The sequence below is a fragment of the Streptomyces sp. NRRL S-37 genome, from assembly GCF_000721605.1.
GTDB lineage: Bacteria > Actinomycetota > Actinomycetes > Streptomycetales > Streptomycetaceae > Streptomyces.
In genome coordinates this window covers 1-13,779 of sequence record NZ_JOIZ01000027.1, presented here as the reverse complement: position 1 = coordinate 13,779, position 13,779 = coordinate 1, and the positions used below count along the sequence as shown (strand labels likewise).

Genomic DNA, 13,779 nt, shown 5'->3' with positions numbered 1-13,779 from the left:
GGCCCGCTCAGGCCACGAGCTCCCGCTCCCTCTCCACCGCCACCGGAGCCTCCCCCGCACCCTCCACGTGCTGGGCGGGGCGCTTGGGCAGGGCGAACATCAGCAGGAAGATCACGCCCAGCACCGCGGCCACATAGCCCAGCGCGTGCTGGAAGCCGTCCGCGAAGGCCGGGCCCACCTCGGCCGGGGCGAGCCGCTCGTCGATCACCCCGAAGAACACCACCGACACCAGGCCGAGCCCCAGCGCGTTCCCCATCTGCTGCACGGTGTTGATCAGCCCCGACGCCGACCCGGCGTGCTCACGCGGCACCTCGGACAGCACCGCGTCCGTCAGCGGCGCCACGATCAGCCCCATGCCGACGCCCATGACCGCCAGCGGGAGCGCCATCTGCCAGGAGGCGATGTCCATGCCGTAGCGCTCGGACTCCCAGATGTAGAGGAGAACGCCCGCCGCCATCACCAGCGCGCCCGCCTGGAGCACCTTGCGCCCGAAGCGCGGGACCAGCAGCTGCACCGACATCCCGGCCGCCGCGGAGACCGCGACGGAGAACGGCACCCCGGTCAGCCCGGCCCGCAGCGCGCTCCAGCCCAGGCCGATCTGCATGTACAGCGTCCACACCAGGAAGAAGACGCCGAGGCCGACCCCGAACACCGTCTGCACCGCGATGCCCGCCGCGAAGCTCTTCACCCTGAACAGCGACAGCTCGATCAGCGGGGAACCGTCCCGCGCGCCCTTGACCCGCTCGTACGCCACCAGCGCCCCGAAGACCACCAGCGCGCCGGCCATCGACACGTACCCCCACAGCGGCCAGCCCAGCTCACGCCCGCGGGTCAGCGGGTAGAGCAGCATCAGCAGACCCAGCGTCACCAGCGCGACGCCCACCAGGTCCAGCTTCAGGGCGCGCGGCGCCTTCGACTCGCTGATGAAGCGGCTGCCGAGGACCAGGCCCGCGATGCCGACCGGCAGGTTGATCAGGAAGATCGGCCGCCATTCCAGGCCGAACAGGTTCCACTCGGTCAGCAGCGCGCCCAGCAGCGGCCCGGACACCGCGCCCAGCCCGACGATCGCGCCGAACAGCCCGAACACCTTGCCGCGCTCGTGCGGCGGGAAGGTCGCGTGCACGATCGACAGCACCTGCGGCACCATCAGCGCCGCCATGGCGCCCTGCAGGATGCGGGAGGCGACCAGCATCTCGGGGTTCACGGCGAACCCGCACAGCGCGGAGGCGAGGGTGAAGCCGCCGATGCCGACGAGGAAGATCCGCTTGCGGCCGTGGATGTCGCCGAGCCGGCCGCCGGTGACGAGCCCGGCGGCGAAGGCCAGCGCGTAACCGGCGGTGATCCACTGGATCTGGCTGAAGGTGGCGCCCTCGTCGCGCTGGATCGACGGGATCGCGATGTTGACGATCGTGACGTCGACGAGGTCCATGAAGGCCGCGGTCATCACGATCGCCAGCGCGAACCAGCGGCGGCGGTCGCCCGCGGCGGGCTGTGGTGCGTGCGGGGTGTCGGTGGAGTTCATGTCCCCGAAGCTATGACCCAAGTAGGTCAGGTCAGGTCCTAGTTCTGCGGCATCCTCGTTCTCATGACGACGGACACCCCGGCCCGGCTTCTTCAGCTCCTCTCCCTCCTCCAGACGCCCCGCGAATGGCCCGGCGGCGAGCTCGCCGACCGGCTCGGGGTCTCCCGGCGCACGGTCCGGCGGGACATCGACCGGCTGCGCGAGCTCGGCTATCCCGTGCAGGCGACGATGGGCGCGGACGGCGGCTACCGGCTCGTCGCCGGGAAGGCGATGCCGCCGTTGGTGCTCGACGACGAGGAGGCCGTGGCCATCGCGGTCGGACTGCGTGCCGGGGCCGGGCACGCTCTGGAGGGCGTGGACGAGGCGTCGGTGCGGGCACTGGCGAAACTGGAGCAGGTGCTGCCCGGCAGGCTGCGCCACCGCGTCAGCACGCTCCAGGCCGCGACCACCCCGCTGACCAGCGGTGACGGTGCGACGATCGCGCCGGAGACGCTCACCGTCATGGCCTCCACGGTGGCCGGGCACGAGCGGCTCCGGTTCGCCTACCGGGCCGCCGACGGCACGGAATCCCGGCGGGTGACCGAGCCGTACCGGCTGGTGTCGACCGGGCGGCGCTGGTACCTCGTGGCGTACGACCTCGACCGCGCGGACTGGCGGACGTTCCGGGTCGACCGGGTGAGCGACCCCTTCGCGACCGGGGCACGGTTCGCGCCGAGGGAGCTGCCGACGGGGAACGCGGCGGAGTTCCTGCGCCGGTCCATGCACCGCGTGCGGGAGTCGTACGAGATGGTCGTCACCTTCGCCGCACCGGCCGGGACGGTCGCGGCCCGTCTGCCGGGCTGGCTGGGCCCGCCCGAGCCGCTCGGCGAGGACAGCTGCCGGCTGCGCGCGACGGTGAGCGACGCCAAGGACTGGATGGCGGTACGGCTGGCGATGCTGGGACACGAGTTCACGGTGCAGGAGCCCGTGGAATTGGTGGAGGCGGTACGGGAGCTGGGCGCGCGGATGAGCCGCGCGGTACCCGCCGCCCCGTCGTCGGCCCCTCACGAGGCCGGCAGGACGGGCGACGCGCCGGACGGCACCCGTCCCTCCGGCCCCGCGTGAGGCCGACGACGGGCGACGCCCCGGCGTCAGGCCCTTCGTGACCGGTCGTGCGGCGGCTCCAAGTCGTCCCACGGGAAATCCCGGAGCGCCGTGAGGTTGGTGAGCGCCAGTTCGGCCGGGCCGTCGGGACCCTCGGAGGGGGCCTCGCCCGCCGCCCAGTTCTCCATGGCCGTGCGGACGGCCGCGCTCGCGACGGCGGCGGCGAAGGCCAGCCGGGTACGGACGGCAACGTTGTCGCCCTCGTACGGGACATGAGCCGCCGTCAGCCGTTCCGTCAGCGCTTCCGCCAGGTTCCGTTCCGACGCCTGGCACGCCTCCGCCCACACCCGGCGCAGAGCGGGGTTCGCCTCGGCCAGCCGGATCAGGGTGCGCACCCAGTCCCAGGAGGCCGTCGACACCCCGAGGCCGGGAGTGAGCGTGTGACGCACGGCCTCCTCCAGCGCCCGGGGCAGGGGCACGCCGGCGGGCGCGGTGCGCACCGCCTCCACCCACCGCTGCGCGCCCATCGCGTAGAGCGGGCCGATGGCCTCTTCCTTGCTGGCGAAGTACCGGTAGAAGGTGCGCGGGGCGATGCCGGCCGCCTGGGCGATGTCCTCGGCACGGGTGGCCCGCAGGCCCTGCCGGACGAAGAGACCGGCCGCCGCGCGGGCGATCTCCATACGGGTCTCGGCCTTGCGTCGTTCGGTCAGCGAGACCGCGGGAGGCGGAGGAGGGGGCGGCGTAGGGGTGGTGCTGCTCACGCCCGGCAGGCTATGCCCATGTGACACAATCTGCCATCTGGCGGGCCACCCCGGGGTTCAGGTCCGGGGTGACCCGTCGGCCGGCGGCACACACGAGGAAGCCGGGCCCGGCGCCCGGGGGGAGGGCGCCGAACCCGGCTTGGGAAGGTCCCGGCGCCGGGGGGGGGGTTGTGCGTCGGGACGTGGCTCGGTGGGTCCAGGATCTCAGGGGCCCGTCGTACGAACTCCTGGTCCTGGCATTCTTGTTCCCGGGGTCCAGCGGGTTGAAGCAGCGAGGAACGGCCATGTTTTGCGCGGTCTTTCGCCACCCGGCGTACGCGGCCAGGGCCCTGCACGGCCCCCGTCGCTCCCCCGGGTTCCGCACGGTGGCATCAGCACCGCCCCGTTCACCTCCGACGGCCCACCCGTCACGCTACCGCGCTCCGTGAGCCCTCACGCCCCCGCGTCCGGCCCGGCGGTCGCTCCGCCGCGCCGGACCCCGTCCGTTCTCACGCCGCCGCGTCGAACCCGGTGTCGCGGGCCAGCTTCTTCAGCTCCAGCAGCGCGTGCTTCTCGATCTGGCGGATGCGCTCGCGGGTCAGGCCGTGCTCCTTGCCGACCTCGGTCAGCGTGCGCTCGCGGCCGTCCTCGATGCCGTACCGCATCTTGATGATGGAGGCCGTGCGCTGGTCGAGGCGGCCGATCAGGTCGTCCAGCTCCTCGCTGCGCAGCAGCGTCAGCACCGACTGCTCCGGCGACACCGCCGAGGTGTCCTCCAGCAGGTCGCCGAACTGGGTCTCGCCCTCGTCGTCCACCGACATGTTCAGCGAGACCGGGTCACGGGCCCAGTCGAGCACGTCGACGACGCGCTCCGGCGTGGAGCCGAGCTCGGCGGCGACCTCCGCGGGCTCCGGCTCACGGCCGTGCTCACGGTTGAACTCGCGCTGCACGCGCCGTATCCGGCCCAGCTCCTCCACCAGGTGGACGGGCAGGCGGATGGTGCGCGACTGGTCGGCTATCGACCGGGTGATGGCCTGACGGATCCACCAGGTCGCGTACGTCGAGAACTTGAAGCCCTTGCGGTAGTCGAACTTCTCGACCGCGCGGACCAGGCCGGCGTTGCCCTCCTGGATCAGGTCGAGCAGCGGCAGACCACTGCGGGGGTAGCGGCGGGCCACGGCGACGACCAGGCGCAGGTTGGAACGGATGAAGACGTCCTTGGCCCGCTCACTGGCGTCGTACAGGGCTTCGAGCTCCTCGGGGGTGGCCCCTGCCTTGTTCTCCTCGAGGCCGTCGAGGATCTGCCGGGCGAACACACCCGCTTCGATGATCTGGGACAGCTCGACCTCCTTGGCGGCGTCGAGCAGCGGCGTGCGCGCGATCTCGTCCAAGTACATGCCGACCAGGTCGCGGTCGGCGATCTCGCCGCCATGGGCGCGGACATTGCGTGCCGAGTCGGCCGTCTCGCCGGTGGCGGACTGACGACGGGCGACGGCGCGGGTTGCCATGCGTGCTCCCTTGCGATGATGAGGTCAGCGGGCGGTCCTGTGGACGCCTGACGCGTCTCCCAGGTCCCTCCGGACTCTGGTCGAGTGCCCTGCATCCAAGGGAAACAACGACTGGAATCCGGACAGAATTCCCAACCCGCCCCCCGATTTTTCTGATCATGCAGTACCCTGTCGGGCCACGCGAGGAGGCGCGATGCCGTCGGAGCACGAAGAGGTCCAGGTCAGACCGGGCACGGAGGGCGATCTGACGGCCCTCACCGACCTGTACAACCACTACGTACGTGAGACGGCGATCACATTCGACACGGCGCCTTTCACTCCGGCGGAGCGCCGCCCCTGGCTGCTCTCCCACCCTGTAGACGGCCCGTACCGCCTGATGGTTGCCACGGGCGCCGGTTCGCGGCGGATCCTGGGGTACGCCACCTCCAGCCCCTTCCACGCCAAGCCCGCCTACGCGACCTCGGTGGAGACGACGGTCTACGTCGCCCCCGGCGCCGGCCGGCGCGGCATCGGCACCCTCCTCTACCAGGCCCTCTTCGAGGCCCTGGCGGGCGAGGACCTGCACCGCGCCTACGCCGGCGTCGCCCAGCCGAACGACGCCTCGGCGCGGCTGCACGAGCGTTTCGGCTTCCGGCACGTCGGCACGTACCGGGAGGTGGGGCGCAAGTTCGGCCGCTGGTGGGACGTGGCCTGGTACGAGAAACCGCTGTAGCCCCGCCGTGCCGGCCTCAGCCGAACTGCACCGACCGCTTGGCCAGCCCCAGCCAGAACCCGTCGATCACGGACTTCTGTTCCCCGAGTTCCCCGGCGGCGTCCGCGGCGCCCATGGTCACGAAGAGCGGGGCGAAGTGCTCGGTGCGCGGGTGGGCCAGCAGGCCGGCCGGGGACTTGAGGGTGAAGTCGAGCAGCGCGTCCACGTCACCCGCCTCCAGGGCCTCCCGCCCCCAGGCGTCGAACTCCGCCGACCAGGCGGGGATGCCGCCCTGCCGCAGCGCGGCGAGGTTGTGGGTGAAGAACCCGGAGCCGACGATCAGCACGCCCTCGTCGCGCAGCGGCGCGAGCCTGCGCCCGATCTCCATCAGCCGTACCGGGTCCAGTGTCGGCATGGAGACCTGGAGCACCGGGACGTCGGCCTCGGGGTACATCTCGACCAGCGGGACGTAGGCGCCGTGGTCCAGCCCCCGGTCGGGGACGTCCTGGACAGGGGTACCGGGGGCGCGCAGCAGCTTGCGTACGGACTCGGCGAGCGCGGGGGCGCCGGGGGCGCCGTAGGTGACCTGGTAGTAGTGCTCGGGGAAGCCCCAGAAGTCGTAGACCAGGGGGACGGGCTCGGTGGCGCCGAGGGCGAGCGGGGCCTCCTCCCAGTGGGCGGAGACGACCAGGATCGCCTTCGGGCGGGGCAGTCCGGCCGACCAGGCGGCCAGTTCGCCGGGCCAGACGGGGTCGTCGGCCAGGGGCGGGGCGCCGTGGCTGAGGTAGAGAGCGGGCATGCGCTCCTGGGCGGCGGCGGTCATGACGGCGGCTCCCTTCCGGGGCGGCGAACTTGCTTGAAGTCTCAACTTCCTCCACCGACTGTACGACGATTTTGTTTAATCTTCAAGAAGGGCGGCCGTACAGTGGAGTACATGAACACGGCACCCGCAGCATCACCGGCGCCCGCCGACGAGCCCCGCTGGCTCACCGACGAGGAGCAGCGCGTCTGGCGCTCGTACATCGAGGCCGCCACCCTCCTGGAGGACCACCTCGACCGTCAGCTCCAGCGTGACGCGGGAATGCCGCACGTCTACTACGGCCTGCTGGTCAAGCTCGCCGAGTCCCCGCGCCGCCGGCTGCGGATGACGGAACTGGCGATGTCCGCGAAGATCACCCGCTCCCGCCTCTCGCACGCCGTCGCGCGCCTGGAGAAGAACGGCTGGGTACGCCGTGAGGACTGCCCCTCCGACAAGCGGGGCCAGTTCGCCGTCCTGACGGACGAGGGCCAGGAGGTGCTGCGCCGGCACGCGCCCGGCCATGTGGACGCCGTGCGCCAGGCGGTCTTCGACCGGCTCACCCCCGAGCAGCAGAAGTCCCTCGGCGAGATCATGCGGATCGTCGCCGAGGGACTCCAGCCGAGCGGAACGGGCGCGGACCTGCCCTGGCTCCGCTGACGAAGCGGGAGCCGGGGCAGGTCCGGGAAGCCGTACGGAGGAGGCGTCCCCTCCTCTTCCGTACGGGCGGTGAGGGATCGGCGGATCGCCGTCAGTGCATGGCCACCGGCACCGCCATCTCGTCCCCGACGGTCTCGTCGGCGGACCCGGCGACCGTGGTGCCGCCCGGCCGGCCGGCGTTGATCAGCGTCAGGGCGATGGCCGCGGCCGCCACCAGGATCCCGACGGCGAACCAGATCGCGCTGGTGTAGCCCTGCACCTGCCCCTGAAGCTGGACCAGCTGCTGCTGGGACCGGCTCGTGGCGCCGCCGATGTGGTCGGCGACGTAGGACGTGGTGGCCGAGGCCGCGATCGTGTTCAGCAGCGCCGTACCGATGGCGCCGCCCACCTGCTGCGAGGTGTTGACCATCGCGGAGGCGACACCGGAGTCACGCGGCTCGACACCCAGCGTGGCCAGTGACATGGCCGGCATGAAGGCCGTACCCATGCCGAGGCCGAGCAGCAGCATGCCGGGCAGCAGGACGCCCGCGTACGAGGAGTCGATCTCCAGCTGGGTCAGGAAGAGCATGCCGAGCGCGGCGACCAGGAAGCCGGGGCCCATCAGCAGCCGGGGCGCGACCCGGGTCATCAGCCGGGTGCCGATCTGGGTGGAGCCCGTGATCATGCCCGCGATCATCGGCAGGAAGGCGAAGCCGGTCTTCACCGGCGAGTACCCCTTCACGACCTGCAGGTAGTAGGTGAGGAAGAGGAACAGGCCGAACATCGCGATGATCGCCAGACCCAGCGAGAGGTAGACCCCGCCGCGGTTGCGCTCGGTGACCACGCGCAGCGGCAGCAGCGGCGCCTTGACCTTGGCCTCGACGGCCACGAAGGCGGCGAGCAGCACGGCGGAGGCGACGAACATGCCGATGGTCAGCGAGTCGCTCCAGCCCTCGGACTCCGCGCGGGTGAAGCCGTAGACCAGCGCGACCAGGCCCACCGTGGACAGCAGCACACCGGGGACGTCGAGCGGCGAGCGGTTGCGACCGCCGGCCGGCTCACGGATGACGAAGTACGCGCCGGCCGCGGCGACCACGGCGAACGGGATGTTCACGAAGAACGTCCAGCGCCAGTCCAGGTACTCGGTGAGGAAACCGCCGAGGATCAGGCCCACGGCGCCGCCGCCGCCGGCGATCGCGCCGTAGATGCCGAACGCCTTGGCGCGCTCCTTGCCGTCGGTGAACATCACCGCGAGCAGGGACAGCGCGGCGGGCGCGAGCAGCGCGCCGAACACGCCCTGAAGGGCGCGGGCGCCGAACATCATGGCCTCGTTGGTGGCCGCCCCGCCGAGCGCGGAGGCCGCGGCGAACCCGCCCAGACCGAGCACGAAGGCCCGCTTGCGCCCCCACAGGTCGGCTATCCGGCCGCCGAACAGCAGCAGTCCGCCGAAGGCGAGGGCGTAGGCGGTGACCACCCACTGACGGTTGCCGTCCGAGATGCCCAGGTCCTGCTGGGCGGAGGGCAGGGCGATGTTCACGATGGTGGCGTCCAGGACGACCATCAGCTGGGCGAGCGCGATGAAGACGAGCGCTTTCCAGCGGTTGGCGTCCGGGCCGGCCGGAGCGCTCCGGTCGGCCCGGGCCTTTCCGGCCGCTGAGGCTGTTGCAGACATGGGGGTACCCACTTCAGAAGTGTGTGACGGAAATTTTGAAAAATGAGATGAAAAAACGGTGTCGTCAAGGGAACGACTCGCCCCGGGGACGGCCGCTGGTCCGGGTCCTGTTCAGGTACCGGAATCCCGCTCAGGTACGGGAATCCGCTCGGGCACGGGAATCCCGCTCCGGTACGGAATCCTGCTCGCGTCAGAGATCGCTCAGCGGCGCAGATCCTCCACGGTCACGGCCGAACCCGGCAGGACGGTCGGGGCCGGGGCCCGCATCCCGTCCAGGAACAGCTGCAGATGGCGGTGGACGAAACGGTCGGCGTTGTCGCAGCCGGTGCCGGCCGGGGGCCGGCTCAGCTGGGCGACGCCCACCATCAGATCGCCGTACTCCACGTCGGTACGGAGCTGACCGGCAGCCTTGGCGCGGTCCATCAGCTGCGCGACGAGGCTCTCGGCGCGCCGGCGTGCGTCCTCCAGGTCGGGGTGGTGCTGGTCGAAGGTGCTCGAGACCATCGGGCACAGCGCACTGATCCGCTCGTCGGCGGCCGTGTGCGCGAAGCGCTCCAGTGCCTCGAAGGCGTCCCCGGTCTCGCTGAGCGCCTGCTCGGCCGCCCGCACCGTACGGTCCATCACGGAGCAGACGACCTCGCGCACCAGCGCGTCGCGGTCGGGGAAGTTGCGGTACACCGTGGCGTTGCCGACGCCGGCCCGGCGGGCGACGTCGTCGAGCGGCACCTCGGGCCCGAACTCGACGAACATCTCCCGGGCGGCGGTGACGATCCGCTCCCGGTTGCGCAGGGCGTCGGCGCGGGGCCGGGGTGCCTTGCGCGGTACGGGGATGGCGGTCTGCACGGTGCACTCCTGGTCGTGGTGGCGTGATCCTTGTGTCATGTCCGCGATCCGGGGAGCGAGTCCCCGTTTCGCTCGGACACAGGTCTAAACGGGGAAACGATCCCCGCTTATTTCCCGCCCCCGCCCCCTTCTTCTGTGACCCGCCTCACATCACACCGGTCGCGCGGCCCCACGATCGGACCTCCCAGCAGGCGCCCGCCCACCCGGCGACGGAGGGTGATCGGGAGGGCGCAGTCGGAGACCGGCGACTGCCATGTGGAGCGGAGGTTCCCGCATGCAGCCGCAGCCGAGCCGCCGCCGGATATCCCCGCGCCGGCTGGCCGCCCTGGCATCGGTGACCGCCCTGACCCTCGCCGTCAGCACCTCGGCCGGCAACAGCGGCCTCTCCCCCGGCACCTCCACCGCCGGCGCCGGACCCCGCGCCCTCTCCCGCACCTCCGCGCACGGCCCCTGCATGATCAGCCCGGAGGGCGAGGTCCAGATGTCCGAGGGCATCCCCACGGCTCCCGGCTACACCCGCTCCACCGGTACGGTCCGCGCCCTCACCCTGATGATCGACTTCTCCGACGCGCCCGGCGAGGGCGACGCCCTCGACCGCTACCGCGAGTTCTTCCCCGAGACCAGCGAGTGGTTCGCCACCAGTTCCTACGGCCGCCTCGACTACCGCCCCGAGCTCCCCGTCCCCGACTGGCTCCGGATGCCCAAGTCGTTCCGCGCGTACGGCATAGAGCGCGGCGCCCCCTTCGAGCCCGGCTACCGCGAACTGGTCCGCGACATCGTGGCCGAGGCCGATCCCGAGGTGGACTTCCAGGCGTACGACCTGTTGAACGTCCTGGTGACCCCCAACGCGGGCCCCACCGCCCTCGACACGGTCCTGTCCGTCACCTTCGCCGGCAACAAGGAGGCCCCGAGCGCGGACGGCGTCACCGTCTCCAACGCGTCCTTCGTCTACTCCCGCCAGGACGACGGCTCCGGCTCCTACGACCGCACCGGCTACCGCGTGCTGCCGCACGAGAACGGCCACGTCTTCGGCCTGCCCGACCTCTACACCGCCGAGGGCGGCGGCGCGGTCGGCCACTGGGACATCATGAGCGAGGACTGGGGCGCCAACAACGACCTCCTCGCCTGGCACAAGTGGAAGCTGGGCTGGCTGGACGCGTCCCAGGTCGACTGCGCGGCGGACCCGGGCACACGGGAGTACACACTCACCCCCCTCGCACGGGCGGGCGGCCCGAAACTCGTCTTCATCCCCCTGGACGACCACTCCGGCTACGCCGTCGAGCTGCGCACCCGCGCCGGCAACGACGAGGCCGTGTGCCGCCCCGGCGTCCTCATCTACCGCGTCGACGCCGGCGTCGACACGGGCATGGGCCCCATCACCGTCCACGACTCCCACCGCGACAGCGGCGGCTGCACCCGCTCCCCCAACGTCCACGCGGAACTCTCGGACGCGACGTTCGCCCCGGGCGAGACCTTCGTGGACCGCCGGGCGGGCGTCCGGGTGACGGTGACGGCGGCAAAAGCGGAGGAGTACCGGGTACGGGTGACCCGTACGCCCTCGGACTGATCCCGCCGACGAGGACGGTGCGACGCGACACAACAGACCACACCCACTGGCCCGTTCCTTCGATCCGGTGTCAACTGAAACACTCTGCAAGGCAGTTACGAATCGACAGGTGGACTCATGACAGGCACACACCGGACGACGGCGAACGCCGACGGGCCGCCGGAAGCACCCCGAGGACGTACCCGGTGGGGGGTGGCCGCCGCGATCCTCGGCCTCCCGGCACTGGCGGTGACCGGCTTCCTGACCCTGATGGCACTCTGGGTACTGTTCGCCGAATCCTGACGGAAAGCCTCGCGGCCACCGACACGGGAGGACACCTCCCCACCGGACGGGGCGACAACCCCGTCCGGTGCTCCACCCCCACCCGCCGCAGCACCGATCCGGTACCCTGTGGATCGAGCGCCCTGGCAGGCAACAGCCACCGGCCCAGGACGCTCAGGGCTTGACAGGGACACCCGCCCAGGACCGTCCACGATCAGGCCCCGCCTTCGTAGCTCAGGGGATAGAGCACCGCTCTCCTAAAGCGGGTGTCGCAGGTTCGAATCCTGCCGGGGGCACCAGGGCAAAGGCCCCGGACCGATCATGGTCCGGGGCTTTTGACATCCACTTCTGGCATCAATGCGGGCGGGACGGGGTGCATCCGGCGTGACGAGAGACGAAGGCCTCGACCGGTTGAGGCAGCTGGCACGAGCTCGGGCACTCGGACGTCACGTCGGCTCGGACCGCCTGATCCAAGCCGGTCTCGACGCTCTCCTGGCCGATGTCGATTCCCCGTCGCTTGCCCTCCTGGCCGGCCTGGGCCGCCGTGAGGAGCATGAGGCACAGGAGCTGTTCGACCACGTCGTGGACGAGCTGGGGTTGGGATTCGAGGCACCCGCGGATCCGATCGCCGCCAAGTGGGCCTTGGCCTCCTGGTTGGCCGCTCAGATCGTCGACGGTTCCTTGGACCCGGCGACCGGCGCCGACCTCATATGGGCCGAAGCAGCGAGGGAACTCGACTATCCCGACCGCCTGCAGCCGATCGTCGAGCTTGCCATCCAGCTGGACGACTGGAACGCCGATTGGAGCACTCCACTGGAGCAGCTCAAGGAAGAGGTCCTTGTCGCCGCCCGCGCGCTCATCGGGCACAAAGGGCCCGAGACCAACCTCTGAAAGGCCACGGAGCCCCGGGACTGCCATGCTCCGGGGCTCCGCATCTCGTATGGGGGATGACGGCGGTCAGCTCGAATCAACAACGGCCAATGACGACCGACGTCGACGGCCAGGTGTACGAGCCCACCGGTCCTGAGCAGCGAAAACGCAGGTCGCCAAGATCCCCGGCAAGACCCGGGGCAAGAAGACGGGTCTTGGCTCGCTCATTGCGACCACCGGTCTCAGCTTTGGGAGTGCAGCGATGCCGACGTCTGCCCCCGCCGTCGTAGCGGAGGTACTCCCCATAGAGGAGGGCTTGTCATCCTGTATGCGGATGCGCGGGCATCTGGGCGTGAGCACGATGGAGTTCATGGTGAAGATCGACGCGTTACCCGATGTTCCACGTTGGGCTGTCCTCGCCGCCCACACGGTGCCACTTGTCACCCTGCCCTCCGGCCTGTGGCGGATCGCCCAGGTGGCCGGGCTTCCGGTGGCCGACCAGTTGGGCCGGAACGGTCGCGAGGCCGTCGTAGCCATCTTGCTGACCTTGATAACAGAAGGTCTCGCCCTGCTCACACTCGGATTGGTGCGGCCATGGGGTGAGGTCGCACCCCGCTGGCTTCCGCTCATCGGCGGCCGTCGCGTGCACACGCTCGCGGTGGTGGTACCGGCAATACTCGGGGCGGCGGCGCTGTGCGCGATAGTGGGGTGGTTCGCCTGTACTCAGGCGGTAGGGCTGATCGATCGTGTCGCCCAGACGCCGGCCCAGCAAGTACTCCTGGTGGTTTGCTACTCCCCGCTGCTGGCGTGGGCACCCCTCCTCGCGGCCACGACGCTCGCGTACTACCGGCGCAGGACGAGTGTGCTGTGAAGCTTTTGGGAGCCTCCCGCTACCGGAGCTACCGGAGTTGATCCGCTGACATCCAACGCTGACATCAACGATCCTGGACGGCGGCGACACACAGCGGCCACGTGTGGCACCGGTGCACAACACGGGCCCCGGCCAGGTCGGGGATGGATCGAACTCCTCAAGCGGGTGTCGCAGGTTCGAATCCTGCCGGTGTACAACGCATTACCGCTCCGGCCTCGGACTCCTCGTCCGGGGCCGTTTGCGTGAGCGGAAGGAGGTCACCGGCGCGGTAGGCCGGGGGCTCGGTCGACCCGAGTCGGGGCGACAAGCCACAGACATCCGGCATCCACACGTGTTCCGGCATGGTCAGGAGGACCACGCCGCGAGGAGTTCCGCCGGGCCGTACACCGCGTCGAGCCCCGCGCAGTCGGTCCCGCTGCGCGAGACAGCGATCACAGGCACGGGGGCAAGCGTGAGCGCGGCGCGGTGTCGGTGCAGAGCCGCGAGATCGTGCCGGTCGAACGGGGCGTTCTCAAGCCACTTCACCGAGCCGACGAACAGCAGCTCGGGCCTTGACCCCGGTTCCTGGACACGGGTTATGCGGCTTGCGTCAGCGTAGTTGATGTCGTTCGGAAGGCGTTCTCGTAGGCGATCGGACTGCGGTGTCCGAGGCGGGAGTGACGGCGTCGGGTGTTGTAGCGGTTCAGCCAGCGGAAGGCGTCGAGGCGGGCCTCGCC

General features: G+C 70.8%; 13 protein-coding genes, 1 tRNA gene and 1 pseudogene. 8 read left to right on the top strand and 7 right to left on the bottom strand.

Features of this window, described 5'->3' with window-relative positions:
- Positions 1-7: 7 nt before the first annotated feature.
- Positions 8-1,522 carry an MFS transporter gene (locus IH50_RS0131765; RefSeq protein ID WP_030870159.1) on the bottom strand — a complete coding sequence of 505 codons (1,515 nt, stop codon included), beginning with the start codon at positions 1,520-1,522 and terminating at the stop codon, positions 8-10.
- 63 nt (positions 1,523-1,585) lie between these two features.
- Between IH50_RS0131765 and IH50_RS0131760 the strand changes: the two genes are divergently transcribed.
- Positions 1,586-2,626: a helix-turn-helix transcriptional regulator gene (locus IH50_RS0131760; protein ID WP_078914162.1), complete on the top strand. Its 1,041-nt coding sequence runs from the start codon at positions 1,586-1,588 to the stop codon at positions 2,624-2,626.
- A gap of 26 nt (positions 2,627-2,652) precedes the next feature.
- Here IH50_RS0131760 and IH50_RS0131755 read toward each other — a convergent pair whose 3' ends face one another.
- Positions 2,653-3,366 (bottom strand): TetR/AcrR family transcriptional regulator, encoded by a 714-nt coding sequence (locus IH50_RS0131755; protein WP_030870155.1) that lies wholly within the window; start codon positions 3,364-3,366, stop codon positions 2,653-2,655.
- Between the two features lie 488 nt (positions 3,367-3,854).
- Positions 3,855-4,853 carry a sigma-70 family RNA polymerase sigma factor gene (locus tag IH50_RS0131750; protein ID WP_030870153.1) on the bottom strand — a complete coding sequence of 333 codons (999 nt, stop codon included), beginning with the start codon at positions 4,851-4,853 and terminating at the stop codon, positions 3,855-3,857.
- A 193-nt stretch (positions 4,854-5,046) separates the two neighbouring features.
- Between IH50_RS0131750 and IH50_RS0131745 the strand changes: the two genes are divergently transcribed.
- Complete coding sequence (locus tag IH50_RS0131745) at positions 5,047-5,565, top strand: GNAT family N-acetyltransferase (protein WP_030870150.1); 519 nt, start codon at positions 5,047-5,049, stop codon at positions 5,563-5,565.
- 16 nt (positions 5,566-5,581) lie between these two features.
- Here the strand turns inward: IH50_RS0131745 and IH50_RS0131740 are convergent, their stop codons facing one another.
- Positions 5,582-6,367 carry a dioxygenase gene (locus IH50_RS0131740; RefSeq protein ID WP_030870147.1) on the bottom strand — a complete coding sequence of 262 codons (786 nt, stop codon included), beginning with the start codon at positions 6,365-6,367 and terminating at the stop codon, positions 5,582-5,584.
- Between the two features lie 111 nt (positions 6,368-6,478).
- Between IH50_RS0131740 and IH50_RS0131735 the strand changes: the two genes are divergently transcribed.
- Complete coding sequence (locus tag IH50_RS0131735; protein WP_030870142.1) at positions 6,479-7,000, top strand: MarR family winged helix-turn-helix transcriptional regulator; 522 nt, start codon at positions 6,479-6,481, stop codon at positions 6,998-7,000.
- 91 nt (positions 7,001-7,091) lie between these two features.
- Here the strand turns inward: IH50_RS0131735 and IH50_RS0131730 are convergent, their stop codons facing one another.
- Both IH50_RS0131730 and IH50_RS0131725 read right to left on the bottom strand, forming a co-directional pair.
- The gene (locus tag IH50_RS0131730) at positions 7,092-8,651 is read right to left on the bottom strand and encodes an MFS transporter (RefSeq protein WP_030870140.1); all 1,560 of its coding nucleotides are present in this window, start codon (positions 8,649-8,651) and stop codon (positions 7,092-7,094) included.
- A gap of 201 nt (positions 8,652-8,852) precedes the next feature.
- On the bottom strand, positions 8,853-9,533 hold the full coding sequence (locus tag IH50_RS0131725) for a TetR/AcrR family transcriptional regulator (RefSeq protein ID WP_051767523.1): 681 nt from the start codon (positions 9,531-9,533) through the stop codon (positions 8,853-8,855).
- A 235-nt stretch (positions 9,534-9,768) separates the two neighbouring features.
- On the opposite strand from IH50_RS0131725, the gene IH50_RS0131720 reads away from it, so the two are divergent.
- The 5 genes from IH50_RS0131720 (at position 9,769) to IH50_RS0131700 (ending at position 13,063) form a co-directional block, all read left to right on the top strand.
- Complete coding sequence (locus IH50_RS0131720) at positions 9,769-11,061, top strand: M6 family metalloprotease domain-containing protein (protein WP_030870135.1); 1,293 nt, start codon at positions 9,769-9,771, stop codon at positions 11,059-11,061.
- Positions 11,062-11,178: 117 nt separating this feature from the next.
- Complete coding sequence (locus IH50_RS41760; RefSeq protein WP_158801338.1) at positions 11,179-11,343, top strand: hypothetical protein; 165 nt, start codon at positions 11,179-11,181, stop codon at positions 11,341-11,343.
- A gap of 202 nt (positions 11,344-11,545) precedes the next feature.
- Positions 11,546-11,621 (top strand) — tRNA-Arg (locus IH50_RS0131710).
- A gap of 85 nt (positions 11,622-11,706) precedes the next feature.
- On the top strand, positions 11,707-12,213 hold the full coding sequence (locus IH50_RS0131705; RefSeq protein WP_030870132.1) for a hypothetical protein: 507 nt from the start codon (positions 11,707-11,709) through the stop codon (positions 12,211-12,213).
- A gap of 349 nt (positions 12,214-12,562) precedes the next feature.
- The gene (locus tag IH50_RS0131700) at positions 12,563-13,063 is read left to right on the top strand and encodes a hypothetical protein (protein WP_030870129.1); all 501 of its coding nucleotides are present in this window, start codon (positions 12,563-12,565) and stop codon (positions 13,061-13,063) included.
- A 345-nt stretch (positions 13,064-13,408) separates the two neighbouring features.
- On the opposite strand, the pseudogene IH50_RS0131695 reads toward IH50_RS0131700, so the two are convergent.
- Positions 13,409-13,609, bottom strand: a pseudogene (locus tag IH50_RS0131695) (ATP-binding protein); the annotation flags it as partial.
- Between the last annotated feature and the right edge of the window lie 170 nt (positions 13,610-13,779).

What these genes read in the sequence shown, in the direction of transcription:
- IH50_RS0131735 (WP_030870142.1), top strand. Translation starts at nt 6,479, where the DNA reads ATGAACACGGCACCCGCAGCATCACCGGCGCCCGCCGACGAGCCCCGC.
- IH50_RS41760 (WP_158801338.1), top strand. Translation starts at nt 11,179, where the DNA reads ATGACAGGCACACACCGGACGACGGCGAACGCCGACGGGCCGCCGGAA.
- IH50_RS0131740 (WP_030870147.1), bottom strand. Translation starts at nt 6,367, where the DNA reads ATGACCGCCGCCGCCCAGGAGCGCATGCCCGCTCTCTACCTCAGCCAC.
- IH50_RS0131720 (WP_030870135.1), top strand. Translation starts at nt 9,769, where the DNA reads ATGCAGCCGCAGCCGAGCCGCCGCCGGATATCCCCGCGCCGGCTGGCC.
- IH50_RS0131725 (WP_051767523.1), bottom strand. Translation starts at nt 9,533, where the DNA reads ATGACACAAGGATCACGCCACCACGACCAGGAGTGCACCGTGCAGACC.
- IH50_RS0131760 (WP_078914162.1), top strand. Translation starts at nt 1,586, where the DNA reads ATGACGACGGACACCCCGGCCCGGCTTCTTCAGCTCCTCTCCCTCCTC.
- IH50_RS0131750 (WP_030870153.1), bottom strand. Translation starts at nt 4,853, where the DNA reads ATGGCAACCCGCGCCGTCGCCCGTCGTCAGTCCGCCACCGGCGAGACG.
- IH50_RS0131730 (WP_030870140.1), bottom strand. Translation starts at nt 8,651, where the DNA reads ATGTCTGCAACAGCCTCAGCGGCCGGAAAGGCCCGGGCCGACCGGAGC.
- IH50_RS0131745 (WP_030870150.1), top strand. Translation starts at nt 5,047, where the DNA reads ATGCCGTCGGAGCACGAAGAGGTCCAGGTCAGACCGGGCACGGAGGGC.
- IH50_RS0131765 (WP_030870159.1), bottom strand. Translation starts at nt 1,522, where the DNA reads ATGAACTCCACCGACACCCCGCACGCACCACAGCCCGCCGCGGGCGAC.
- IH50_RS0131700 (WP_030870129.1), top strand. Translation starts at nt 12,563, where the DNA reads ATGGTGAAGATCGACGCGTTACCCGATGTTCCACGTTGGGCTGTCCTC.